This is a genomic window from Pseudarthrobacter sp. NamB4, assembly GCF_005796185.1.
Classification (GTDB): Bacteria; Actinomycetota; Actinomycetes; order Actinomycetales; family Micrococcaceae; genus Arthrobacter.
This window is the reverse complement of sequence record NZ_VAHM01000013.1, coordinates 1-22908: the sequence shown is the minus strand read 5'-3', so window position 1 is coordinate 22908 and position 22908 is coordinate 1. Positions and strand designations below refer to the sequence as shown.

Genomic DNA, 22908 nt, shown 5'->3' with positions numbered 1-22908 from the left:
TTCACCAGGAGTGCAAACAATGCATATTCTCGATTCCGTAGATGCAGCTTCGCTGCGCAGCGATGTTCCCGAGTTCCGCGCGGGCGACACCCTCAAGGTGCACGTGAACATCATCGAAGGCAAGAACACCCGTGTCCAGGTTTTCCAGGGCTTCGTCCTGGGCCGCCAGGGCGAGGGCGTCCGCGAGACCTTCACGGTCCGCAAGGTATCCTTCGGCGTCGGCGTGGAGCGTACCTTCCCGGTACACTCCCCGATCATCGAAAAGATCGAGGTCGTCACCAAGGGTGACGTCCGCCGTGCCAAGCTTTACTACATGCGCGCCCTGCGCGGTAAGGCTGCGAAGATCAAGGAAAAGCGCGACTTCAGCACCGCCAAGTAAGTCCTTTCGGACCTACGAAGGCTGGGCCGCAGCCGTATCCGGCCAGCGCCGGAGCCATGCACCAGCGCCAGGATACGGACTATGGACCAGACAAAACGCCAGCCCCGGAACATGGGCTGGCGTTTTGCGTTCCTTGCCGTACTTCTAGCGGTCGCCATCAGCGGGCTGGTGAGGTCACTGTGGCTTGATGTCTACTTCATCCCCTCCGATTCCATGGAACCTGTGCTGGACGGCGGGGACCGAATCCTGGTTTCCCGGACCGGCTTCCAGCAGGAACCCATCCGGCGCGGGGACATCGTCGTCTTCGACGGCCGGGGCACGTTCGCCCCGCTGAACAGCGGCAGGGGCCGGCTCGCGGACACTGCTGCCGGCATCACCCAGTGGCTTGGGTTTACCGGCAGTGACACCACGTACGTCAAGAGGGTCATTGGTTTGCCTGGCGACTCGGTGGCCTGCTGCAGTCCAGACGGCAAGGTGACGGTCAACGGGGAGCCATTGGAAGAGCCGTACATTTTCGGCGGCGACGCGCCCAGCAGCCAGAAGTTCAGCGCCGTGGTCCCAGAGGGGCGCCTGTGGCTGATGGGCGACCACCGGTCCCGTTCCGCCGATTCCCGGAGCCTGCTCGGCGCACCTGGGGGCGGCATGGTTCCCGTGGACAGGGTGATCGGCAGGCCGGTCCAGATTATCTGGCCCCTTGATAGATTTGCTCCAGTACCCCGTCCGCCTGCGGCAGGACCTTCAACAGAGAACGGACAGTAGTAGATGCCCGAGAACCACGCACGGCTTCCTAAGCCGCGTCACGACGGCGCTTCGGACGCTCCGGCCGATGTCTCCACGGCGGGCGGCCGGCGTCCTGACGCTGCTGCTCCCGCCGCCGCAGGCAGCCGTTCGGCCGCGAAAGCGGCAGGAAAGCCTGCAGGCAACCCTGTCTTTGCCTGGCTGAAGGAAATCGCCACGGTGGTGGTCATCGCCGTCGTACTCTCCTTCCTCATCAAGACGTTCCTGTTCCGGGCGTTTTTCATTCCGTCGGAGTCCATGGTCAACACCCTGGACGTGGACGACCGTATCTTCGTCAACCTCCTGGTACCCGAGCCCTTCTCCCTCAGCCGCGGCGACGTGGTGGTGTTCCGGGACACTAAAGGCTGGCTGCCGGCCGCGCCGGAGCAGGCGCAGGGACCCTTCACGTGGGTCCAGGAAGGCCTGACGTTCGTAGGCCTGCTGCCGGACAACTCCGAACAGCACCTGGTCAAAAGGGTCATCGGACTGCCGGGTGACCACGTGGTGTGCTGCGACACCGGCGGTAAACTGACCATCAATGGGACCGCCATTGACGAGACCTACGTCAACCCCGCTGAGGTCCCGCAGATCCGCAACTTCGATGTGGTTGTTCCCGAAGGGAAAGTGTGGGTGATGGGCGACAACCGGAACCACTCCGCCGACTCCCGCGCCCACATGGATTCCGACGGCGGTTTCATCGATCTTGACGACCTCGAAGGCAAGGCCGCCGTCATTGCATGGCCCCTGAACCGCATCACCACCCTCGACAACCACCCGGACGTTTTCCGGAACGTGCCGGCGGCACCTTGACCATGCCTCCCGCAGTCAAGGCCCGCCCGGGTTCCAAGGCGCCCCTCCGCAGCAAGGCGCCGTCGCTCAGGCATGAGCGGACCTTTAAGGCGCAGGGCATCCGCTACCTGGCAGGAGTGGATGAAGTGGGGCGTGGCGCCCTTGCCGGCCCCGTCAGCGTAGGCATCGCCGTGGTGGACCTGGAACGCCAGAAGCCGTTGGCCGGCGTGCGGGACAGCAAGCTGCTGACCCCCGCCGAGCGGGAACGCCTGGACCCGCTGGTCCGCCGGTGGAGCGTGGCAGCTGCCGTCGGTCACGCCTCCGCCCAGGAGATCGATTCCCTCGGGATTATCGCTGCGCTGCGCCTGGCCGGGAGCCGGGCCTGGCAGGACGTTGTCTCAACAGGGATCCGCCCGGAGGCTGTGCTCCTGGACGGAAGCCACAACTGGCTTTCCCCCGCTGAACAGCTCTCTCTGTTTGAGGAGCCGGTGTTCGAGGCCAGCTGCGACGCTCCCGTCCACACCAAGGTCAAGGCCGATATGCAGTGCCTGAGTGTTGCGGCGGCAAGCGTCATCGCCAAGGTTGAACGGGACCGGATGATGCGGGAACTGCACCTTGAGTTTCCTGACTTCGGTTGGGACATCAACAAGGGGTATGCCACCGTGCGGCACCGCGACGTCCTCCGCGCAGCCGGCCCCACGCCCTACCACCGGGTCAGCTGGCGGCTCCTGGGCGGCGACCTGCTCGACGGCGGGCTGGCCGGCGGGGAAGAGCTGGACGACGGCGAAGAGCCAACTGACGCGGAAGAGCCGGCCGGCGTAGGCTGAAGGTTCCCGCCCGGGCGCCAGCAGACCTGCGGATGGTGCAAGATGGAAGCATGAGTGCTGAGGACCTTGAAAACTACGAAACCGACATGGAGCTTCAGCTCTACCGTGAATACCGCGATGTCGTCGGCCTGTTCAGTTACGTGGTTGAGACCGAACGGCGCTTTTACCTGGCCAACCATGTGGATCTGCAGGCCCGCAGCGCGGACGGCGAGGTCTATTTCGACCTGACGCTGCAGGACGCCTGGGTCTGGGACGTCTACCGCTCGGCGCGGTTCGTCAAGAGTGTCCGCGTCCTGACCTTCAAGGATGTCAACGTCGAAGAGCTGCCGCGCAGCGAGGAACTGGCGCTGCCGAAGGACGTCGACTTGGGCCACTAGCGCTTCACCCTACCCGGACTTGTCCTGCACAGGGGCTTCCGGCCCTGGCTGGTCCACATACGGGACTGGCCCCCTGTCCTCCGTAAACCCGCCGCATCAGGCTGGTTGCGGAGGTAGAAATGAAATCAAAAGACCTGCTGGGCCGGCACGGCGAGGACTTGGCCGCTGACTATCTGGAAACCCTTGGCATGCTGGTGGTGGAGCGCAACTGGCGGTGTACCGAAGGTGAAATAGACATTGTTGCCCTTGACGGCGACGCCCTGGTTATCGCTGAAGTAAAGACCCGCCGTTCCCTGGATTACGGCCATCCGTTCGAAGCCGTCGGCCCCGGCAAACTCGCCCGGCTTCACCGGCTTGGTGCCGCGTGGTGCCGTGACCGCGAGCTGGGGATGCCGCTGCGGCGTGTTGATGTCATCGCGGTGATTGACGACGGCGGCGGCTCCCCCCTGGTGGAACATCTCAGGGGGGTGGGGTGATGCCCCTGGGCCGTACCTACTCCATTGCCCTGGTGGGGCTGAACGGATACCTGGTCGAAGTGGAAGCCGACATCGGCCAGCCGTTGTCCAGCAAATGACACATGAGGTGTGTTCGCTACCGGGGGAATGACATATGTGTAGTTTCTTGCTCGTTTCCCGCGTGCTATCCGCTACCCGCCGGTAAACTTGTGGTAGGGGCCGGAGGGGTCCGCCGGATCGATCAAATGGGGATACAGATGCCAAGTGCTGAGATCGAAGCTATGGGGGCCATCGAAGACGCCTTCGTTTCGCTTGACGACGAGACCCGGGCGCGGGTGCTGGGATGGGCGTATGCGAAGTACGCGGCGGCGTCAGATTTCACGATGGGGCGGTCTCCACAGCAGCGGCAGCAGAACGAGCCAGAGCCTGCATCACCCGTTTTTGTTGGCGAGTTGGAGGCGACAGACCCCGAAGTCCCCATTGCGGATCGCTTCCAGCACTTTGGGGAGCTCTACAGCCACTGCAGCCCGCCCGGCTCGCAGGAGCGTTTTCTTGTCGCGGCCTACTGGCTGCAAGTGAAGCTGGCAAAGGAGACATTCGGCAACGGTGACATCAATAAACTCCTTAGGGACCAAGGCGAGGACATTCCGGGCCTCAACAAGGTAGTGGATCGGATGAAGGCGAAGTCGCCTAAGTTCGTGGCGCAGTTGGGTGGCGGTGCTGCCGACAAGACGCGGCGGGTTCTGAAGCTGACCCAGCCGGGGTTGAAGGCTGTTGAAGAAATGGTCGAGAATGCCGGTTGACGCCAAGGGAGCGCTGTCCGTCCTTCCCGTCGGGCTGGCGACTGATGTGCTCTCGGCGTTCACCGAGGTTGTTGCTAACTTCGAGCAGCACAGGTGGGAGCCGTCGGAGCTCAACGGCGGCAAGCTGTGCGAAGCGGTCTTTACTGCCGTCGACGGCTACCTGTCAGGGACCTACTCAGCACGTGCCGTGAAGCCCCGCAACATGGTTCAGGCGTGCCAAGGGCTGGAACAGAAGTACCCGCAGGCGGTGCGGTCGGCGAGGATTCAGATTCCTCGGATGCTGGTGGGGTTGTACGAGATAAGGAACAACCGCGGCGTCGGGCACGCCGGGGGCGACGTCGACCCCAACCAGATGGACGCTACCGTTGTCCTCTACATGAGTAAGTGGCTCGTCGCCGAGCTCGTCAGGCTCCTTCACACGTGCAGCACGCAGGAGGCGGCTGACGTGGTCGAGGAGTTGGTGGAGCGGCAGATCGCCTTGGTGTGGCAGCGCGGCGACAAGAAGCGGGTTCTCCAGCCAGGGCTCTCGCGTAAGGAGCAACTGCTGCTGCTTCTGGCCGGCGTTACCGAGGCGACTGAAAGTGAAGTGATCCGTTGGATGGAGCACAGCAACAAGCACAACCTGCGGAATCAGACGCTGAGGCCACTGCATAAGGCCCGGTGGATTGAGTTCGACGAGGCTGACAGCACCCTCCGTTTGTTGCCGCCGGGCATCGAGGAAGCGGAGAAGCTTATCAAGTCGCTGCAAGGGTCATAGCCGCTGTTACGCTTCCCCCATGGGGATGATGAAGAAGCTAACCGGCTGGCTGAAGGGCGTGGATCAGGACATAGACGCGCCGAAACGGCGTGAGGATGAGCCTGCCGTGGCGGTGACGCAACCACCGAGGGAAGCGGTGGCTGTGAACGCCCCTGTTACCTCGCCGGAGCCACAAGCGCCGCCGCTGGCGCCTAGCGTCACTGCTGAAGAGGCGGCGGCTGAGCCCGAGCGGGAGCTTACGCCGAAGGCCGCGAGCATTAAGAAGGTCACGCTCGACGATACAAAGGTGTTTATCCTCGACCTTCGTGAGCTTCCGTCCAGCCGATTCCGCATCGTCGGCTCGGCGTTCTGGGTCAGCGACGCAGGCCGATACAAGCACGGTGGCAATGAGTACTTGCTTGTCCGCGAGCCGAAGAATGAGTGGGATGCGAACGCCGTCGCCGTCTACGGCAAGGGGCGGAAGATAGGTCACCTGTCGGAGGCGAAGGCTGCGGCCCTGTCTCCCATCTTTGACGAGCTTGGGTTCGGCGCCTACCGGGTCAGCGGCACGGCGCCAGCGCCGAACTCGATCCGCATGTGGGTGGACCTTCCTGCAATTCCGAAGCTCAGGTCGTTTGCCAAGACGGTAGGAAAGGCGGAGTAGTGCCCCGCCCCCCAGGACCGCCCTTTCGTGAGCAGGTAATTTGCGAAGGGTGCGGCATCGAGTTTGAGTCCCACCAGAGGAGCCGAGACTACTGCTCGAACCTTTGCGGGGCCATGAGGCGGGCGGCGGCCAGCTCGTTGGGCTTCTGCTATGGCTGCCAGATCTATTACTGGTCTGAGGCCCATGAGGCAGCCAAGTCGCGGGCAGACTTCGTCAAGGAACACGAGGTTTGCCGTCGTGCAGTTCTGGACAAGAGGGGACGGTCGGATGACTGCCGGTGCGCCCATTGCAAGCGCCGGAAAGGTATTACCGATGTTCTGTCGGTCCCGCCTTCTGCTCGCAAGCGCGGATCATCCAGCGGTCACACCAAGCATAGGAAGTTGGTGCTGGAGCGGGACAACTACATTTGCCAAATCTGCGGGCTTCCTACCGATCCTGACGCCAGGCCGTCCGACGACAGGTATCCGACGCTGGACCATATTGCGTCCATTGCTGTGTTCGGACGTGACGACGATCCGGAGAATCTCCGGACCGCCCACCGATGGTGCAACATCGTGCTCGGGGACGGGATGTATGCTGACGCCGAAGCTGTCGGCGCCGCTGCACGGACGAGGTTTTGCGGGTGAATATTTGGGAACTGTTCACCGCGCCGGACTGGGGCATATTGCCGAACTAGCGGCCGCGATCGAGACGATCTTCGCTGTCGGCGTGGCGCTCCGGCTGGCGCACAAGGAAGGCGAGCGTTTAGACGAGGAGGCCGCAATTTCGGCCTTCACGACTTCTGTTCAGCGAAGCCGTCCGCCAATAGCTCCTCGGCCCGCCGATGTAGCTGGTGCTTCATAACCTTGGGATACGGTTTAAGGAGGGCATCCATTCTTCGTTGCACTTCGTCCTTCACCGCTTTGGAAGTCTCTGTCATAGAATCCTCGGCCTCGACCATGTTGACAATGTTCAGCAGCTTTGCGTATTCCTCCACAAGTTCCGCTGTCTTGCCGCTTCCCGGGGGGAACCACGTAGATGGAGCGCCGTCGCCGTGGAACACATGCGTTCCACTCTGTCGGGTAATTGTGTGCTCAAGTCTGGAAAGCCGTGATACGACTTCCTCCAATACCTCCGCGACCGCCACGCCACCGTCGCTGTCGTCGGCCCGTATGTGGCTGAATTTCTCAAAGCTTGACAGCGGGGTTATGAGCTCTTCGGTATGTGCCATCGCATACTCGGCGTATTTACGGAGAATTTCGACCGTCGCCTCCACTGATGCTAAGTCAGTAATGTCATAAAAGATGGTGCGTTGGTCCACAATGTCAAAGGGAATTGTTTCCCCTTTGGCGATCAGGTGGACTACCGGCTTCCGCCAACCGTGGGCGATCGCGAGCTCATAAAAAACATTGGGGTTATGACCGGTCAAATCCGCGATGACCAGATCGGCCTCCCATAACTTCCGAATTACGTGCTGACCGATGGAGTCCGGGCTCTCCCCCTCGTCTGCCCGGTGAACGTCCCATTCGTCGCCCTTCAGGGCCTCCCGGAAGATGTACTTCAGCGCGTAAGACGCCTTGCGATGCGCTTCAGTGCCTGGGGCGCCAATGGGCGATACGACAAACACTGAATTACGCTTTTTTGGCGCCTGATCGTCAAGCGGCGCCGCAGGCGGGGCAGATTTCGAGGTCATTCCCATATGGTTCCACAATGCAGGAGTATCGCGAACAGAGGATCGCGCAGGTCAGCAATGAAGAAGCTTCTCTCGGCGGGCCTCGGGGTTAAGATCTGGGGTTCGTGTGAGGGGCATTTCTGTTAGTTCAGGGGCGAAGCTGCGGTTAATTGGCGGTGTCGGGCAGGAGGGCGAGCTCGCCGACGTGGACCGTCGGTGCCGAGGAGGGCAGGGCCATGCAGGCGCCGGAGGGGACGCCGGGAGCGGTTAGCTCGTGGCCGTCGGGCATGGCCTCCACGCCGGGGTGTCCGTGGCGACAAAGCGGGGCGCGAACTGCTCAGGGCGCGAGGAGGATCGGCGGTCCTTTCGGTGGGCAAGACCTCTAAAACCCCAGACCTGCGCTAACAGGGAGACGCTGTGCCCCTTCGAGCTCGGAGGGAGGGGTAGGGGGAGGGGGTGGCCGGGGTCAGCGGGAAAAGGGCGCCGCGCATGATGGGCACGGCGCCCCGTTGCTTCCTTTTACCTAGTGTTCGAGCAGATTGCTCGGCGGCGTGCCTTCGGCTTCCGCTCCTGCTTCTTGGCTTCGGCGCCGAAGTCGGCGAGGCGGCGGGCTTCCTCAGCCTCGCGGCGAAGTGCTCGAATCAGGTATTTGGTACCTTCGTGGCTTACTTCCTTCTGCGCGCTGAAGAGGTCGCGGGCCTTGCGCCTCCCGGTTGCCAGCCAGCCGCCACAGGAGACGACTACCGGCTTATGTGAAGTCGCCGGGTGGAACTCGCCGCAGCCTGCGACGCAAGCTACAAGACGACGCCGGGGAGCGGCTGGTGAGGGGGCTTTCACTACTGTCAGGGTGGGCGCCTTGGCCTCAGGTAGGGAAAGGGCTTTTACCGGCGGGCGGGAGGGGCGCTTCCTCGCAGCTTCGCGGACAGCAGCGCGGGCGGCGTTCAGCTTCTGGCGGTACTGGAGCTTCGCTAGTTCCTCGGCCGTGAGCTGCTCACAGACCTTTTTGGTCAGGTGCTGGAGGCGGACGTCTTCAGCTAGGGCCCGCCAGCTTTTGAGGTTGAAGGGTTTACGGAGCGGCGCGGGCACCTTGCCAATCGAGTCCGGATCTTTTGCGAACCTGGTTAGCTTCTCCATGCGGCGGGCAGCGCGGCGGTCGATGGTTGCAGAGACGTCGGCGGGGATGGTTGGGGTGATTTCCACGTGTATCCAGGGGGCTTTCTCGTGCGGAGGAATGGGGATTTACGCGCCGAAGGCCGCCGTAGCGTGGTTCGGGCGGCCTTCGAGGCGTGGTGGTTATTCAGTTCTGATGTGGGCCAAGGGGCCTAACGGCGGGCGGATTTGGCGATTGCAGCGGCGTCGAATCCGCCTTCGCCCTTAGCCTCGGCCTTGTCCTTGACGTGCTGGGCGCGGATGACTTCCCAGATTTGCGCCGGAGTGGTGCTCTGGGTTTCGGCCATACGCTCGACGCGGCGCTGAGTTTGGGTGTCGGCGTCGCGGTAATCGGCGGGGAGATCTGGGCTGTTCGCCAGGACTTTCGAGACAATCGCGGAGACCACGTTGTAGGAGGGCATTGTCTACCTTTCGGGGGTATCGGAGGAGTGGTTGGCGGCAGTGGCGGAGAGGAGGCGGCCTTTCAAATTTGGCGCAGGCATCAGTTGTTCCTCTCGCTGATTACCCGGCGCCGGTCGCGTTCGCGGGCAGCGGCCTTCATCTTCGCGGTGGCATCGGTAAGAGCCTGCTGCTGTTCGGCCTGGATTTCGGCCAGGGATTTGACCTGGCCACCCTCGACGACGGTCTTGAGATCTGCGGCAGGGAACTCGTTGACCTCGCGGGCGATGAGCTGATGGGCGAGGTGGACCTGCCCGGCGTTGCGCGGGACACTCATGGTTTCTGAGTGGTGCCGCCAGATAGCAGGACGGCCGGCCGAAGCGTAGAACTTCTCGCGGCGGGCGAGGGCTTCCTCCAGGGCGGCGAGGGCGGCTACGGCGTCCGCGTGGGCTTCCAGGGCTAGGTTGGCGCCCTCCGCCTTCATGCGGTCCCGGTGAGGATCATTCCACGCGAGGACGAGGTATTCGATGGCACGTTCCTTCGCGAGGCTCTCATTGCGTCGCAATGCGCGTTCCAGGTTCCGGATTTCGCGGTTGAGCTCGTCTTCACGCTCCTGGTCGTACCGCTCGTATGAGTTGCGGGATCGCCACAGTACGTTCTTCTCGGCTATTACTTTCCGGAGCCGGTCCGTCAGGGCCTGCGCGGCGGCGTTTTGTTCCTCAATGGCGGCATAGGCCTTTGTAAGCGCGGGGGAGAGGGCGCGCTGTTCTGCGGTCAGGGGGTCAGCGGAGGCCCTGATCTGAGCTTTACCTCCACTGGTGAGAATGTCGCTGGTCACGTCGTTTCGGGTGATATTCACGGGGGTTCCTTTCGGTTATTTAGGGTTCCGGCGCGGGGTTACGCCGGAGGTCGGTGAGGTCATTTGCCTGGGAGCACGTAGACCCTTGCGGAGCCGTGGGCGCCGCGGCGGCGGGGGCCGAGGATCGTGTCAGCGACGGCGTAAAAGACGCGCTGTCGGGGCACGCGGTAGTCACCGCCGTCGATGCGTTCCTCTTCTAGCTCGACGCTCTCCTCGATGGCCTCTACGGCTAGTTCGTAGAGCTCGTACGCAACCCAGCGGGAGCCGGGGACGGGGGCGTCTGTGTCGCCATCCCAGCCGGTAAGAAAGCCTTCCAGCCAGTCACGGGCTGACAATTCCTCTTCACGCCTGATATGTGCACGGCTGGCGGCCTTGCGCTCGGCGGCGGTCTTGGCCGGCGGGCGTTCCACTGCGAGTTTCGGGGCCCGCCACTCCGGCAATAAGCGCCGCGTGTAGGTTACGACGTCGGTCAGGTAGACCGATCGAGCGCCGGGTGACGCCGCGGTGGCGTAGAGCCGAGGTCGCGGTAGGGCCGACCAGCCTCGGTGGTGGTGCGCTCCGGGAGCTGCTGGATAGCCGCCAGGAGCTCGTTTGCGAGCTCGCCTTGGTGAATGGGCGTGGGTTCTCCGCTGATATCGATGGGGCGGGTCAAGAGGGCCGAGCCGGAGCGATAGGCGTCGACGCGTGAGCGGAGCCAGGGCAGGGCGTAGACCTCTGCGAGGACGGCCGGGCCAGGAATTTCCAGAGCTACGCCTGAGGCAGTCTTCAGCGTGACGGGCCTCTGGGCTTTCTTGGCGTAGTAGCGGCCGTCGCGGAGGTTGGCTAGGTCACGTTCAAAGGGTTGCATGGTGCCGTGTGATTCCTTTCAGGGGCGGTTGCGGTGTTGCCGATGACGTCGGCGCCGGTGGCGGCCCGGTTGCAAAGTTTTAGGGGCTGGGTGGCGCAAAGCGGTCACAGTGACGTTTTCTTTCTTCTCTGCATTTACCTATAAGAGAGAGACCCTTTTAGGGGGTTAATTGAGATAGACGTAGAAGCGTCACTGTGACCCGTTTGGGCCACCTCCCTTGTCCCTCGTCGGCGTCCATCGTCGGCGTCTTTGGTCGACGCACAAGCTGGCAAAGGGGCGGCTCGCCCGCCTCGGCGTGCGTTTACACGCTCTCCAACAGGCGCCGAGCTTCAACCAAACCAGCGCGGCGAGTGTCTGGCCGCCGCACGGAAGCACAAGGCGTTAGTGGGTGCGGGCTGGCGGCGGCAAGTCCCGATTACATATACAGAGGGAGCCAGAGGGCCATTTTTGCTCGCTTCCAGGGCAACTTTTTTCTCTGAATCAAGTCGGCTCCTCAAACCCTTTCAAGGGAGGAGTCGGCCAGCCGCGCCTGTTTGCTCATGAATCCTCTGTCGCTACCGTAGAAGGTTGCCCCAACGGGCGGTCTTGCTCATGCGGAACGAAAATAGCCCCGCCAAGGTGGCGGGGCTTTTCTCAGTCGTTCGGCGGCGGGTCGTTTACACGATCCTCCTCGGCCTTGACGATCCGTTCGGCGCCCGCGAGAAGCCAGCGCCGGAAATCATCGGCGTCTGGCTCGTAGCCGAGCTCGAACGGCTGGCCGCCGCCGTAGATGCGGTCGCGGGCGTGGTCGGGTCTCTCCTCTGCGTCCGTCAGTCCGCCCTCGCGGCGTCAACCAGCTCAGCTTCCAGATCGGGCGCCGTCCACCGCCAAGGAATGTAGAGCCGGGAGTCCTCAATCTGGCGGGTGCCTCGCGGGGCGGGGTTTACGACGATTCGGCCGTTCAACACTGAAGCGATGAGCGTGCGGCGTCCGGCAGTGTCGCGGTTCTCCCATGCCTCGGCGAACGTCTCGCCGGTGCTGACTGACTCGACCACGGTTTCGACGGGGACGGCTTCCAGCGCTTCACGGCGGGCGTGCAAGTCTGTCAGCCGGGAAGCCAGGGCAGCTATGTCAGCGCCAGGGATGGCCATATCCGCAGCCGTGGCGGTAATGGCCTGCTGGACCTGCGCCAGTTCCCCGGTGTCGCGCCTAGACTCTCGGATCTCAAAGACTTCCATTCCGCCAGCAACGGCCAGGAACTCCTTGGAGACGTAGTCCTCCAGCATTACGGCATGGATGCTTACCTTTTTCGGACATGCACCGGCGCTCGCGGAGCAGACATAGCGGGCGGCGCGGGTGCCGTTCTTAAGTTTGTCGGTGTAATTCACGCGGAGCGTGCTTCCGCAGGTGACGCACTCCACGAGGTCGGATAAGAGGCGAGAAGCGCGCTTCCTTCCAGCGCCGGGCATTGAGTTCCAGTCGGGGCGCCGGGAGAGGAGGGCCCGCAGTTCCGCCGATTCGTCGGGCGTGATGATTGCCGGCCACACCTGCTCAGGCAAGCCGTCCTCGCCGAGGAGCGGGCGGCTTGCGCGGGAGGGGTCGCCGGGGCGGCGGTGGCTCATGTATCCGAGGATTGCGTCGCCGCGGAGCAGGTCGGCGACGGTGGCGGCATTCCACCTTGCCGCCCTCCGGGGCTTGATCCCTTCGGCGTTCAGTCGCTTAGCGACGGCGTACCCGGTTGCGCCGGAGAGGACTTCGTCCGCCATGCGGCGCACGAGCGCAGCTTCCTCGGGGTGAAGTTCCAGAGCACGGCCCTTGCCGGAAGGGTGGGGGATGGGACGGTAGCCGTAGGGCGGGATGCCGGAGTGCCGACGTGCTTCGCGCTGGTACTTGCGGGCTGACTTCACGCGGGAGCGGATCAGTTCGCGCTCGGAGCGACCAAGCGCCGCAGTGAGTGCAACGTGAATATCCCAACTTGTCATGTCGGAGCGGAGGCCGTCTTGAAGCGCGATGAACAGCGCCGGGTTGCCCTTGGCGGCGCGTTCGTCGAGCGCGTCCTGAAGGTCAGCCACGGCGCGAGCGCCCATGCGGCTCCAGCGGTCGAACTTGAAGACGGCGATTACGTCTGCTTGGTTCTTCCGGAGCATGGCGAGGGCGTGGTCGGCGTTGGCGCGGGGCTTGCCACCGCTGAGGCCGTCGTCGGTGAGAGTTTCGACAATGGTCCATTCCTCGCGCTTGGCAAGGGCGGTTAGCTCCTGCCGCTGGCGGGTGATCGAGGTTGACTCGTCTTTCGAGACAGAAAGACGCAGATACAATATTGCGCGTTTCGGGGTCGAATTTTTCATGTGTCGATTGTAAGGAATCGGCCAAACACTTCCGGCCTTCGTGCTCCTGGGCCTGCCGGACGCTTCCCTCAACGAGGCCAAGGAACGCATCCGCTCCGCTGCCAAGAACTCCGGTATTCCCCTTAGCCGCCGGAAAATCACCGCCAACCTTATTCCTGCCTCACTGCCCAAGCGGGGCTCGGGTTTCGATCTGGCGGTCACCATGGCAGTGCTGCGGGCCGCCAATGACATCAAACCCACCGGGCGCACGGTCTTCATCGCCGAACTGGGTCTCGACGGCAGGCTACGCCCTGTCAGGGGCGTCCTCCCCGCCGTCATGGCCTCGGTACGGGCCGGATACCCGGACATTGTTGTCGCGCAGGCAAACCTGGCAGAGGCGGCGCTGGTGCCGGACGCCAATGTGCGCGGGTACAGCACCCTGGCGAGGCTGGCGCTTGATTTCGGGGCCGACCCCCAGGAGTTGGTCCTGGATTTCGAACCCGAGGACATGGACAGCACCGGGGACGCAGGCGCGGAAACCGGCACCTGCCCGGACATGGCTGACGTCTCGGGCCAGGGCGATGCCCGGCGCGCGCTGGAAGTCGCCGCCGCCGGAGCACATCATCTTCTCCTGACCGGCCCGCCCGGTGCCGGGAAGACCATGCTGGCAGAACGGTTGCCCGGGCTGTTGCCCGAGTTGGGTGACCATGAGTCCATGGAGGTCACCGCCATCCATTCGCTGTGCGGACTGCCGTCATCCTCGGTCCAGCTCCTCCGGCGTCCGCCGTTCGAAAGCCCGCACCACTCCGCGACTGCCGCAGCCATCATCGGCGGCGGTTCCGGGCTTCCCCGGCCGGGAGCGGCATCACGGGCACACCGTGGCGTCCTGTTCCTGGACGAGGCGCCGGAGTATGAGCGCCGCGTGCTGGACGCGCTGCGCCAGCCGCTGGAAAGCGGGGAACTGGTGATTCACCGCTCTGCCGGCACCGCCGCCTATCCCGCCCGGTTCCAACTGGTCCTTGCGGCCAATCCCTGTCCATGCGGCAAGGCCACCGGAAAAGGGTTGGAGTGCACCTGCACGCCGCTGATGAGGCGGCGGTACATGGCCCGGCTGTCCGGGCCGTTGTTGGACCGGGTGGACATCCAGCTGCAGGTGGAGAGAGTCTCCCTCGCCGATTTTGGCCAGGCAGGGGTTGAGGAGGATACAGCCACCGTCGCCCGGCGTGTGCGGGATGCCCGCGCTCGGCAGCTGGAGCGGCTCGGGCCCTACGGGCTGGAGACGAATGCGCAGGTCCCTGGGCGTGTCTTGCGGGGTGAGCTGCGGCTGCCTCCCGCCGTCACCCGCATCCTGGACCATTCACTGGAGCGTGGCGTTCTGACTGCCCGCGGTTACGATCGGGTACTTCGCATGGCGTGGACGCTGTCGGATCTGGGGCACGGGGAGAGGCCGGACACGAACGATATTGGGCAGGCCCTGGGGCTTCGGCAGGCAGCGGCGGCCGCAGCATGAAGGAAGCAAGCATGGCCAGCAGCGAACACCTGTCCCGCGCAGCCCTGTCACGCCTGATGGAGCCGCAGGACGCTGCAGGCCTTGCACTTGTCCAGGCAACAGGGGCAGTGGACGCACTACGTATTGCCACCGGTCAGCTAACTGCAGGGCCGGAGCTGGAGCAGGAGATCACCGCCCTCCTGGCTGGCTCCGGTTCTTCCGCCGGATGGTCGGGAATCGCCGCATCCCTGAAGCGCTGGCAACCACGCATACCTGACCTTGCTCCCGACCGTGACCTCGCAACCATGGCCCGCCTCGGCGGGCGGCTTATCACTCCCTCAGACGAATTGTGGCCCACCCAGTTGGCCGACCTCGGGATCCAGGAGCCGATCTGCCTCTGGTGGCGGGGGCAGGAACAACAGCTTCCCGCAGTTGCTGCATCGGTTGCCCTTGTCGGTTCCCGGGACAGTACCAGCTATGGGGCTGCCGTCACGGGGGACATCGCCTACTCTCTGGCCCAGAGAGGCCTTACCGTGGTGTCTGGCGGAGCATACGGCATTGACGCCCATGCCCACCGTGCTGCCCTGGCCGGGGCTTCCAATACCGTTCCCACCATTGCGGTGATGGCCGGGGGAGTGGACAGGTTCTATCCCTCAGGCAATGAGGATCTCCTGCGGGCAGTGTGCAACCAGGGAGCAGTACTCGCGGAGGTGCCGCCGGGCTCCGCCCCGACGCGCTACCGGTTCCTCCAACGTAACCGCATCATTGCCGCACTGTCTGCCGTGACGGTGGTGGTCGAGGCCAGGTGGCGCTCCGGCGCGCTCAACACCGCACATCACGCGGAGACTCTAGGACGTGCTGTCGGCGCCGTTCCTGGGTCGGTTCACAGCGCCAACTCGGCGGGCTGCCACCGGCTTCTGCGGGACGGGGGAGCAGTCTGCGTGACCGACGCTGCCGAAATCGCCGAACTTGCCGCTCCAAGCGGCTCGGCGCTTCCTGATCCCCGCCACGGGGAGGCGGCGGTGCAGGACGGGCTGACGCTCGAAGACCTGATCCTTCTGGACGCGCTTCCGTTGCGTTCCACCACGTCCGTGGACAAGCTCTGCGTGGTGGCGGGCCTGGGTCAGGACTCAGTCCGCGCAGGGCTGGGCCGGTTGGGCCTGATGGGCCTTGCCGTCTCGGAGCGCGGCGGCTGGAAACGCGGGAAGGTCAACAACTGATGGAGCCGTGGCCAGGGCACCAATCGGGCAGGTACGGGTCCGAAGCACCGTGTCAGGCGGTACATTCCGGGCCGGAGCTGGGACAGTAGGAGAGTGGAAAACGAGGAACTGCCCGCGGAGCTAGGCGTTGCACTTGACGCCTTCGCGCGCTACCTCACCGCCGAGCGCGCAGTTTCGCCGCATACCCTCCGCGGTTACCTAGGTGACGTCCGCAGCCTCCTTGCCCATGCCTCAGGCGAAGGTGCACGCGCCCTTGTGGACCTTGACCTCGGCACCCTTCGGCGCTGGCTCGGGACGCAGAGCCAGGCCGGTGCAGCGCGCACAACACTTGCCCGGCGGTCAGCTTCCATCAGGGTTTTCACTGCCTGGGCGCTGGGCGAGGAACGCCTTACCGCCGATCCTGCCCTGCGGCTTAAGGCCCCGAAACGGGAACGCTCCCTGCCCGGCGTGCTGCAGGCCCGGCAACTGGCCCGGCTGCTCGCAGGCCTGGAAGAGGCGGCGGCGGAAGGTGCTCCGCTTGCCGTCCGCAACCGGGCCATCGTGGAGCTGCTCTACGCCACGGGTGTCCGGGTGGGCGAACTGGCCGGGCTGGACATTGACGACCTCGACCCGGACAGGCGGACGTTGCGCGTCATCGGCAAGGGCAACAAGGAGCGGACCGTCCCGTACGGCGTTCCGGCTGCCCTTGCGGTGGACGACTGGCTCCGGCGGGGCCGGCCCGTGTTCGCCAAGGCCACCAGTGGACGTGCCCTCTTCCTGGGCTCCCGCGGCGGCAGGGTGGACCAGCGCCAGGTCCGGGCCATGGTCAACAGCCTATTTGAGGAACTGGGCGACACCTCCGCATCCGGGCCCCACGCATTCCGGCACTCGGCGGCAACCCACCTGCTGGACGGCGGCGCCGATCTGCGCGCCGTCCAGGAGATCCTGGGACACAGCAGTCTGGCCACTACCCAGATCTACACCCATGTTTCCGTTGACCGGCTGCGGAAGAGCTACCAGCAGGCCCACCCGAGGGCATAAAGGGCCAGCAGGAATCGCACTGGCGTAATTCGGTGGGGTACGGCACAATAGGAGTCACGTCCGGCAACTTTCAAGTCACGCTTGAAGCTCTAGAGCTTCCTGCGCCACGGGGTACGGACAACAGCAGTCACTACATCTGAATATTCGGGCAGGAACCACCGCCGCAGTGCAGGGCACGGCAGTTCCATCCAGGCAGAGGTCGTTGGGGAAGACGTACCTAGAGCTATGGAGGATGGAATGTCTGTTGCAATGACCCGCGGTGTGCTGTTTGTTCACTCGGCCCCTACGGCCTTGTGCCCCCATGTTGAGTGGGCCATCGGATCCGTCGTGGACAAGCGGACGGACCTTGAGTGGACCCCTCAGCCTGCCGCGCCCGGAATGTTCCGGGCTGAGCTGTCCTGGACCGGTGCCCCCGGTACGGGATCCAAGCTTGCCTCATCCCTGCGCGGGTGGGCGCACCTCCGTTACGAGGTTACCGAGGAGCCCAGCCCCGGGGTTGACGGCGGGCGCTGGTCGCATACGCCCGAGCTGGGGATCTTCCACGCCGTGACGGATGTCCACGGCAACATCATGGTGTCGGAGGACCGGATCCGCTACGCCTACGAATCCGGCTCCGGCGACCCGGCCGCCGTCTACCACGAGCTCTCCCTCGCCCTCGGCGAAGCGTGGGACGAAGAACTCGAGCCCTTCCGGCACGCCGCCGAGGGAGCCCCTGTGCGCTGGCTCCACCAAGTGGGCTGACCGCCGTCGACCAGACGCTTATTCCATAGCAAAGAGGAGGCCCCGCCAACCGGCGGGGCCTCCTCTTATGCGTGCGGTATCAGGTCCGCCAGAGTCTGTCAGGCGCTGCGGACGGCAATCACGGCATTGTGCCCGCCAAAGCCGAACGAGTTGCTCAGCGCCACGATGTTGCCAGAGGGCAGGTCGCGGGCAGAGGTGACGACGTCCAGCGGGATCTCCGGGTCCTGGTTTTCCAGGTTGATGGTGACGGGCGCCTTCCGTTCGTGGACGGCGAGCACTGTAAGGACAGCCTCGACGGCACCGGATGCGCCCAGGAGGTGGCCCATCTGCGACTTGGTCGCAGATACGGCAACGCTGTCCACATGGGCTCCCAAAGCAGCGCGGAGGGCCGTGTACTCAGGCTTGTCGCCCACCGGGGTCGACGTGGCGTGGGCGTTTACGTGCACCACGTCCTCCGGCTGGATCCTGCCATCGAACATCGCTGCCTTCAGGGCACGGGTGGCACCCAGGCCCTCAGGGTCCGGGGCAGTGATGTGGTAGGCATCAGCGGTGACTGAAGTTCCTGCAAGCTCACCATAGATCCGGGCACCGCGTGCCAGCGCGTGTTCCTCGGCCTCGAGGACCAGTGCGCCCGCACCCTCACCCATGACAAAGCCGTCGCGGGCCGTGTCGTAGGGGCGGGAGGCACGCTCCGGTTCATCATTACGGCGGGAAAGGGCCTGCATTGAAGCAAAAGCCGCCAGGGGCATGGGGTGGATGGCAGCCTCGGCGCCGCCGCACATGACCACATCCGCCTTGCCGGAGCGGATCAGGTCCAGTCCGAGGTGCAGGGCCTCGGTGCCTGAGGCGCATGCCGAAACCGGGGTGTGGGCGCCGGCGCGGGCGCCCAGGTCCAGGCTGACGGCAGCTGCAACACCGTTGGGCATCAGCATGGGAACGGTCATAGGGAGGACCCGGCGGGGGCCTTTCTCCTTCAGGGTGTCCCAAGCGTCCAGCAGCGTCCAGACGCCACCGATGCCTGTTGCGAAGGCAACGGCCAGCCGGTCCTTGTCGATTTCCGTGATGCCGGCATCGGCCCAGGCTTCGCGGGCGGCAATAACACCGAACTGGGTGGACGGGTCCATGCGCCTGGCTTCCACGCGGCTAAGCACGTCAAGGGCGGGCGTGCTGCAGCGTGCAGCGAAATGGACAGGCAGCTCGTACTTGCTGACCCAGTCGTCCTCCAGGGTGCGGGCACCGGAGACCCCCTTGAGCGCGTTGTTCCACATCGTGGGCACATCGCCGCCGATGGGCGTGGTGGCACCCAGACCGGTAATGACTACTTTGCGTGTCATGGGATCACTCTTTCGTCGGTGGGGAATCCGTCTGCCGGAGGTCCCGCGTTGTGATGTTCGGCAGCGTTCCGCTTTGGGGAATGTGCCGGAAAAATGCGGGCTGCCGGTCCAGTCAACCGGACCGGCAGCCCTGCCATTGCCGAAAAGACGGCAGAAGCCTAGGGCTAGGCCTGAGCTCCGGCGATGAAGCTGACGGCGTCGCCAACGGTCTTCAGGTTCTTGACCTCTTCGTCGGGGATGCGGACGCCGAACTTCTCTTCCGCGTTAACCACGATGGTCATCATGGAGATGGAGTCGATGTCCAGGTCCTCGGTGAAGGACTTGTCCAGCTCCACGGCCTCGGGGGCCAGGCCGGTTTCCTCGTTCACGATTTCAGCCAAGCCGGCCAGGATCTCTTCGTTGCTAGCCATTGGTGGCTCCTTTTCTTGTATTGCCGGCAGGGACTGCCGGAAATGGGTCAGGCCGCGGGTGCGGCCCTCGGGCATTTCTAGGGAAGGACAACTACCTGGGCACCGAAGACCAGTCCGGCACCGAAACCGATCTGGAGGGCCAGTCCGCCGCTCAGCCCCGGGTTCTCCTGCAGGAGGCGGTGCGTTGCGAGCGGGATGGAGGCTGCGGAGGTGTTGCCGGCGTCAGCGATGTCCCGTGCCACTGTAACGGTCTCGGGCAGCTTCAGCTTCTTCACCATCTCGTCAATGATGCGCATGTTGGCCTGGTGGGGAATGAAGGCCACCAGGTCCCCGGCCTCGATGCCCGCAGCCTCAAGGGCCTGCTGGGCAACCTTGGCCATCTCCCATACCGCCCACCGGAAGACCGTCTGGCCGTCCTGCCGGAGGGTTGGGTAGAGTTCCTGCGCCTCCTCGAGGAGCGCGAGGTCACCAGTGGAATCGGACTGCCGGGCGGCCATGCCAAGGTCGCGGACATCCAGCATGGACCGCGTCATGCCGATGGCGTCCCACTTGCTGCCGTCCGAGCCCCAGACCGACGGGGCGATGCCGGGGGTTTCGGAAGGTCCGATGACGACGGCGCCCGCTCCGTCTCCGAGCAGGAAGGAGATGGTGCGCTCCCGGTTGTCGATGACGTCGGACAGTTTTTCCGCGCCGACCACCAGGACGTACTTGGCGGTGCCGGACCGGACCAGCGCGTCGCCCTGCGCAATCCCGTAGCAGTAGCCCGCGCATGCGGCCGAGATGTCGAAAGCAGGGGCGGGGGTGGCGCCCAGGCGGTCAGCAAGGCTGGCAGCGGCAGAGGGGGTGGCGTAGGGGTGGGTCACAGTGGAGACAATGACGGCGCCGAGATCGGAAGCTTCGATGCCGGCCTTGTCCATTGCCTCGCGGGCAGCACCCTCGGCCATGTCAATGACGCTGACATCTGCTGCGGCCCGATGGCGCGTGACGATACCGGTGCGCTGGCGGATCCACTCGTCTGAGGAGTCGATCCACTGGCAGACGTCCTCGTTGGTGACGATGACATTGGGGCGGTAGGCGCCCAGTCCAAGGATGCGGGTGTGCTCCTGGAGGGGAGCCTGCTTCAGCGTGGGAACGCTCATGCGTTTCCCTCCAGTTCTGCGAAGAGTGCCAGGGCTGCGGAAAGGTCGTCGGGGGTCTTGACGGCGACGGTCTTGACGCCGGGCATGCCCCGCTTGGCAAGGCCTGCCAGGGTGCCGGCGGGAGCAAGCTCAATGACGCCGGTGACGCCGCGCCTGACCATTGTTTCCATGCACAGATCCCAACGGACGGGACGTGACACCTGGGCAATGAGGCTCTCGACGCCGTCGCGGCCGTCGGTGACTTCGCCGCCGTCGAAGTTGGACAGCAGCGGAACCTTGGGCGCCTGCGGCTTCAGCTGCGGTTCCAGTGCCTTCAACGCGCTGACGGCGGGTGCCATGTGGCTCGTGTGGAAGGCGCCGGCGACCTTCAGGGGAATCACGCGCGCCTTGGCGGGCGGGTTGTCCGCAAGGGCCTTGAGCTGTTCAAAAGTTCCGGCGGCGACGGTCTGGCCGGCACCGTTGACATTAGCGGGGGCGGCGCCGGAGGCGGTGATGGCTGCGAGGACGTCAGCAGGATCACCACCCACCACGGCACTCATGCCGGTGGGTGTGACGGACGCGGCCTCTGCCATGCTGTTGGCACGCTCGCGGACGAACGTCATTGCTTCCTCGTCGGTGAGCACGCCGGCGAGGGCGGATGCGGTGATCTCGCCAACAGAGTGACCCGCCAAAATGACCGGAAGCGAGCTTAGTTCGACGTCAAAGAGGGAAGACGCCGCCACCAGGCCGGCAGCGACGATCAGGGGTTGCGCGACAGCGGTGTCCTTGATGGTTTCTTCATCCGAGGTGGTGCCGTGCGCGATGAGGTCGATGCCTGCGATGTCGCTCAAGGAGGCCAGCTGGCCTGCCACCTGGGGCAGTTCCAGCCAGGGGGCCAGAAAACCCGGGGTTTGTGAGCCCTGTCCAGGGCAGACTATTGCAAGCACGTATCCAGCTTTCCAAATTGCAGTGTGATCCAGCGGTGTTTGTCCGCACCAAGCTCACGGGGTCAGGTTGTAGGAAGTCTACAACGACTCAGGGCTGGTTCCGGGACGCCTGGCGTTCGGCGGCAGCCTTTGGCGGGGCAGAAAGGCGGCCCACCACGAGTGCTGCCTGCAGTACGAATGCCTCCCTCGGCAGGAGGGGATCCCAACCCGTTACGTCGCAGACACGCTTCAGGCGGTACCGAACGGTGTTCGCATGGACGAAGAGTTCCCGGGCCGTGGCCTCGAGTGAATGCCCGAGCTCCAGGTAGGTTCCCAGCGTTTCCACCAGGCCGTTCGAGGCCGCCAGGAGCGGCCGATAGATGTTCTTCACGAGTGAACGGCGTGCCGCGTCGTCGCCGGAAATCACCCGCTCCGGCAACAGGTCGTCTGCGGCCACAGGGCGTGGTGCGGAGGGCCAGGCCCTGGCCGCGGTCAGGCCGGCGAAGGCCGACTGGGCCGACCCGCTGGCCTCCAGCAGGGACCCCGCTTCGGGGCCGTACACCACAGGTCCGGGAGCGAACATGTCGCTTAGCTTCACATACGCGGTTTCGCGGTCCGTGACCCCGCCCAGGATGAGGATGAGCCGGTCACCCTGGATCCCCACCAGGGCATCCTCCGCGTAGCGGCCTGCCATGCGGCGAAGTTCGCTGACATAGCTGGCGCTGGGCTCGGAGGGGGAATTCCCCACCATGACGGTGAACCGTTCCTGGGCTTTCCAGCCCAGCGCAGCGATCCTGGAGCGCAGGGCGTCCGTGTTCTCCCCGCGCAGTATGGCGTCCACGATCAGGGCCTCGAGCCGGGTATCCCAGGACCCGCGGGATTCGGCGGCACGGGCGTAGACGTCGGCGGCAGCGAAGGCGACCTCGCGTGAGTACCGCAGCACGGCTTCCCGAAGCGACGGCTGGTCGGCTTCGGGTGCGATGACCGGGACCTGGTCCTCCACCACTTCCACCACGATCCGGATCAGCTGCAGGGCCTTCTGCAGGCTGATCGACCGGGTCAGTTCGGTGGGGGCTGTTCCGAAAACGTCCGTCAGGATCCACGAGGGGGAGCTTGGCCGCTCATACCAGGTGACAAAGGCCGCGATGCCGTTTTGGGCCACCATCCCCAGCGCCGAGCGCTCGTCTGAGCTGAGGCGGCTGTACCAGGGCAGGGACTTTTCCAGCTCACGCATGGTGGTGGTGGAGAGCTGGCCCACGTTTGCCCGCAGCTTTTTGAGCGTCTCTGACTTCTCCGGCGTGACCTTCGGAGTGGAGGGTTTGCGCTGGGCGGACGGGGTGGCAGGTGCTGGCATTCTTTGAGCATACGGGCAGCGCCGCCCAACCTCCATTTGTGCGAAGGCTACAATCTGCTTTGCCTTGTGTCACAGGGCGGGCCGGCCAAACGGACGACGGCGGCCCCCGCCTTTCGGAGGGGGCCGCCGTCGCTGTACGGGGTCAGACGGTGAGGTCAGGCCTCTCCGCCCGCGTTGCCGGTGGTGCCGGCGTTCACGTTGTGGAGCCTGTACTTCTCGATTGCCTTCATCGGAGCCTGGGCATCAACCTCGCCGCGGCGCGCCAGCATCTCGAGGGAACG

At 64.7% G+C, this 22908-nt stretch carries 26 protein-coding genes and 1 pseudogene; 14 read left to right on the top strand and 13 right to left on the bottom strand.

Going from position 1 to position 22908, the window contains the following annotated elements; all coding sequences use genetic code 11:
* The first annotated feature begins 19 nt into the window (after positions 1–19).
* The 10 genes from rplS to FDW81_RS18145 all read left to right on the top strand — a co-directional run bounded on the left by rplS (position 20) and on the right by FDW81_RS18145 (position 6433).
* Positions 20–379 carry a 50S ribosomal protein L19 gene (gene rplS, locus FDW81_RS12960; protein ID WP_013601396.1) on the top strand — a complete coding sequence of 120 codons (360 nt, stop codon included), beginning with the start codon at positions 20–22 and terminating at the stop codon, positions 377–379.
* An 81-nt stretch (positions 380–460) separates the two neighbouring features.
* On the top strand, positions 461–1138 hold the full coding sequence (gene lepB / locus FDW81_RS12955; protein WP_138134600.1) for a signal peptidase I: 678 nt from the start codon (positions 461–463) through the stop codon (positions 1136–1138).
* 3 nt (positions 1139–1141) lie between these two features.
* Positions 1142–1966 (top strand): signal peptidase I, encoded by an 825-nt coding sequence (lepB, locus tag FDW81_RS12950; protein WP_138134599.1) that lies wholly within the window; start codon positions 1142–1144, stop codon positions 1964–1966.
* Between the two features lie 2 nt (positions 1967–1968).
* Positions 1969–2772: a ribonuclease HII gene (locus tag FDW81_RS12945; protein ID WP_138134598.1), complete on the top strand. Its 804-nt coding sequence runs from the start codon at positions 1969–1971 to the stop codon at positions 2770–2772.
* A gap of 50 nt (positions 2773–2822) precedes the next feature.
* Positions 2823–3149 carry a DUF2469 domain-containing protein gene (locus tag FDW81_RS12940; protein ID WP_138134597.1) on the top strand — a complete coding sequence of 109 codons (327 nt, stop codon included), beginning with the start codon at positions 2823–2825 and terminating at the stop codon, positions 3147–3149.
* A gap of 119 nt (positions 3150–3268) precedes the next feature.
* Positions 3269–3625, top strand: a complete 357-nt coding sequence (locus FDW81_RS12935) for a YraN family protein (RefSeq protein WP_138134596.1) — start codon at positions 3269–3271, stop codon at positions 3623–3625.
* Between the two features lie 260 nt (positions 3626–3885).
* Entirely contained in the window at positions 3886–4407 is a 522-nt protein-coding gene (locus FDW81_RS12930; RefSeq protein ID WP_138134595.1) for a hypothetical protein, read from the top strand.
* Positions 4397–5164 (top strand): hypothetical protein, encoded by a 768-nt coding sequence (locus FDW81_RS12925; RefSeq protein WP_138134594.1) that lies wholly within the window; start codon positions 4397–4399, stop codon positions 5162–5164. The genes FDW81_RS12930 and FDW81_RS12925 overlap by 11 nt, the downstream gene beginning before the upstream one ends.
* Before the next feature lie 19 nt (positions 5165–5183).
* Entirely contained in the window at positions 5184–5807 is a 624-nt protein-coding gene (locus FDW81_RS12920) for an HIRAN domain-containing protein (RefSeq protein ID WP_138134593.1), read from the top strand.
* 383 nt (positions 5808–6190) lie between these two features.
* Positions 6191–6433: an HNH endonuclease gene (locus tag FDW81_RS18145; protein WP_171027206.1), complete on the top strand. Its 243-nt coding sequence runs from the start codon at positions 6191–6193 to the stop codon at positions 6431–6433.
* A 146-nt stretch (positions 6434–6579) separates the two neighbouring features.
* On the opposite strand, the gene FDW81_RS12910 is transcribed toward FDW81_RS18145, so the two are convergent.
* The 8 genes from FDW81_RS12910 to FDW81_RS12880 all read right to left on the bottom strand — a co-directional run bounded on the left by FDW81_RS12910 (position 6580) and on the right by FDW81_RS12880 (position 13036).
* Positions 6580–7479: a hypothetical protein gene (locus FDW81_RS12910; protein WP_138134591.1), complete on the bottom strand. Its 900-nt coding sequence runs from the start codon at positions 7477–7479 to the stop codon at positions 6580–6582.
* 145 nt (positions 7480–7624) lie between these two features.
* Positions 7625–7747 (bottom strand): hypothetical protein, encoded by a 123-nt coding sequence (locus FDW81_RS18620; RefSeq protein ID WP_255467116.1) that lies wholly within the window; start codon positions 7745–7747, stop codon positions 7625–7627.
* A 230-nt stretch (positions 7748–7977) separates the two neighbouring features.
* A complete protein-coding gene (locus FDW81_RS12905; protein ID WP_138134590.1) occupies positions 7978–8658 on the bottom strand; it encodes a hypothetical protein in 681 nt (226 codons plus the stop codon).
* 122 nt (positions 8659–8780) lie between these two features.
* Positions 8781–9029 (bottom strand): hypothetical protein, encoded by a 249-nt coding sequence (locus tag FDW81_RS12900; protein WP_138134589.1) that lies wholly within the window; start codon positions 9027–9029, stop codon positions 8781–8783.
* Between the two features lie 80 nt (positions 9030–9109).
* On the bottom strand, positions 9110–9865 hold the full coding sequence (locus FDW81_RS12895; RefSeq protein WP_138134588.1) for a hypothetical protein: 756 nt from the start codon (positions 9863–9865) through the stop codon (positions 9110–9112).
* 59 nt (positions 9866–9924) lie between these two features.
* Entirely contained in the window at positions 9925–10275 is a 351-nt protein-coding gene (locus FDW81_RS12890; protein WP_138134587.1) for a hypothetical protein, read from the bottom strand.
* Positions 10276–10334: 59 nt separating this feature from the next.
* Positions 10335–10712, bottom strand: a complete 378-nt coding sequence (locus tag FDW81_RS12885) for a hypothetical protein (RefSeq protein ID WP_138134586.1) — start codon at positions 10710–10712, stop codon at positions 10335–10337.
* Between the two features lie 809 nt (positions 10713–11521).
* The gene (locus FDW81_RS12880) at positions 11522–13036 is read right to left on the bottom strand and encodes a recombinase family protein (RefSeq protein ID WP_171027205.1); all 1515 of its coding nucleotides are present in this window, start codon (positions 13034–13036) and stop codon (positions 11522–11524) included.
* 16 nt (positions 13037–13052) lie between these two features.
* Between FDW81_RS12880 and FDW81_RS12875 the strand changes: the two are divergent.
* From FDW81_RS12875 to FDW81_RS12860, 4 genes and pseudogenes are all read left to right on the top strand, one after another.
* A pseudogene (locus FDW81_RS12875) lies at positions 13053–14525 on the top strand (YifB family Mg chelatase-like AAA ATPase); the annotation flags it as partial.
* Positions 14526–14536: 11 nt separating this feature from the next.
* Positions 14537–15724, top strand: a complete 1188-nt coding sequence (gene dprA / locus FDW81_RS12870) for a DNA-processing protein DprA (protein ID WP_370279013.1) — start codon at positions 14537–14539, stop codon at positions 15722–15724.
* A gap of 93 nt (positions 15725–15817) precedes the next feature.
* Positions 15818–16744 (top strand): tyrosine recombinase XerC, encoded by a 927-nt coding sequence (locus tag FDW81_RS12865; protein ID WP_138134582.1) that lies wholly within the window; start codon positions 15818–15820, stop codon positions 16742–16744.
* 237 nt (positions 16745–16981) lie between these two features.
* On the top strand, positions 16982–17485 hold the full coding sequence (locus FDW81_RS12860; RefSeq protein ID WP_138134581.1) for a DUF3145 domain-containing protein: 504 nt from the start codon (positions 16982–16984) through the stop codon (positions 17483–17485).
* A 98-nt stretch (positions 17486–17583) separates the two neighbouring features.
* On the opposite strand, the gene fabF is transcribed toward FDW81_RS12860, so the two are convergent.
* The 5 genes from fabF to FDW81_RS12835 form a co-directional block, all read right to left on the bottom strand.
* Positions 17584–18819 carry a beta-ketoacyl-ACP synthase II gene (fabF, locus tag FDW81_RS12855; RefSeq protein WP_138134580.1) on the bottom strand — a complete coding sequence of 412 codons (1236 nt, stop codon included), beginning with the start codon at positions 18817–18819 and terminating at the stop codon, positions 17584–17586.
* Between the two features lie 164 nt (positions 18820–18983).
* Positions 18984–19229, bottom strand: coding sequence for an acyl carrier protein (locus FDW81_RS12850; protein ID WP_009359314.1), 246 nt, complete (start codon positions 19227–19229; stop codon positions 18984–18986).
* Positions 19230–19306: 77 nt separating this feature from the next.
* Complete coding sequence (locus tag FDW81_RS12845; RefSeq protein WP_138134579.1) at positions 19307–20368, bottom strand: beta-ketoacyl-ACP synthase III; 1062 nt, start codon at positions 20366–20368, stop codon at positions 19307–19309.
* On the bottom strand, positions 20365–21294 hold the full coding sequence (locus tag FDW81_RS12840; RefSeq protein WP_171027204.1) for an ACP S-malonyltransferase: 930 nt from the start codon (positions 21292–21294) through the stop codon (positions 20365–20367). The genes FDW81_RS12845 and FDW81_RS12840 overlap by 4 nt, the downstream gene beginning before the upstream one ends.
* Before the next feature lie 88 nt (positions 21295–21382).
* Complete coding sequence (locus FDW81_RS12835; protein ID WP_138134577.1) at positions 21383–22627, bottom strand: CdaR family transcriptional regulator; 1245 nt, start codon at positions 22625–22627, stop codon at positions 21383–21385.
* Positions 22628–22908 lie beyond the last annotated feature (281 nt).

Bases quoted from the DNA above. Each gene is read 5' to 3' on its own strand.
- FDW81_RS18620 (WP_255467116.1), bottom strand. From the start codon at position 7,747: ATGCCCGACGGCCACGAGCTAACCGCTCCCGGCGTCCCCTCCGGCGCC.
- FDW81_RS12910 (WP_138134591.1), bottom strand. From the start codon at position 7,479: ATGACCTCGAAATCTGCCCCGCCTGCGGCGCCGCTTGACGATCAGGCG.
- FDW81_RS12925 (WP_138134594.1), top strand. From the start codon at position 4,397: ATGCCGGTTGACGCCAAGGGAGCGCTGTCCGTCCTTCCCGTCGGGCTG.
- FDW81_RS12835 (WP_138134577.1), bottom strand. From the start codon at position 22,627: ATGCCAGCACCTGCCACCCCGTCCGCCCAGCGCAAACCCTCCACTCCG.
- fabF (WP_138134580.1), bottom strand. From the start codon at position 18,819: ATGACACGCAAAGTAGTCATTACCGGTCTGGGTGCCACCACGCCCATC.
- FDW81_RS12935 (WP_138134596.1), top strand. From the start codon at position 3,269: ATGAAATCAAAAGACCTGCTGGGCCGGCACGGCGAGGACTTGGCCGCT.
- FDW81_RS12945 (WP_138134598.1), top strand. From the start codon at position 1,969: ATGCCTCCCGCAGTCAAGGCCCGCCCGGGTTCCAAGGCGCCCCTCCGC.
- FDW81_RS12930 (WP_138134595.1), top strand. From the start codon at position 3,886: ATGGGGGCCATCGAAGACGCCTTCGTTTCGCTTGACGACGAGACCCGG.
- FDW81_RS12845 (WP_138134579.1), bottom strand. From the start codon at position 20,368: ATGAGCGTTCCCACGCTGAAGCAGGCTCCCCTCCAGGAGCACACCCGC.
- FDW81_RS12900 (WP_138134589.1), bottom strand. From the start codon at position 9,029: ATGCCCTCCTACAACGTGGTCTCCGCGATTGTCTCGAAAGTCCTGGCG.
- FDW81_RS12860 (WP_138134581.1), top strand. From the start codon at position 16,982: ATGTCTGTTGCAATGACCCGCGGTGTGCTGTTTGTTCACTCGGCCCCT.
- FDW81_RS12940 (WP_138134597.1), top strand. From the start codon at position 2,823: ATGAGTGCTGAGGACCTTGAAAACTACGAAACCGACATGGAGCTTCAG.
- lepB (WP_138134599.1), top strand. From the start codon at position 1,142: ATGCCCGAGAACCACGCACGGCTTCCTAAGCCGCGTCACGACGGCGCT.
- FDW81_RS12850 (WP_009359314.1), bottom strand. From the start codon at position 19,229: ATGGCTAGCAACGAAGAGATCCTGGCCGGCTTGGCTGAAATCGTGAAC.
- FDW81_RS12885 (WP_138134586.1), bottom strand. From the start codon at position 10,712: ATGCAACCCTTTGAACGTGACCTAGCCAACCTCCGCGACGGCCGCTAC.
- lepB (WP_138134600.1), top strand. From the start codon at position 461: ATGGACCAGACAAAACGCCAGCCCCGGAACATGGGCTGGCGTTTTGCG.
- FDW81_RS12920 (WP_138134593.1), top strand. From the start codon at position 5,184: ATGGGGATGATGAAGAAGCTAACCGGCTGGCTGAAGGGCGTGGATCAG.
- rplS (WP_013601396.1), top strand. From the start codon at position 20: ATGCATATTCTCGATTCCGTAGATGCAGCTTCGCTGCGCAGCGATGTT.
- FDW81_RS12880 (WP_171027205.1), bottom strand. From the start codon at position 13,036: ATGAAAAATTCGACCCCGAAACGCGCAATATTGTATCTGCGTCTTTCT.
- dprA (WP_370279013.1), top strand. From the start codon at position 14,537: ATGGCCAGCAGCGAACACCTGTCCCGCGCAGCCCTGTCACGCCTGATG.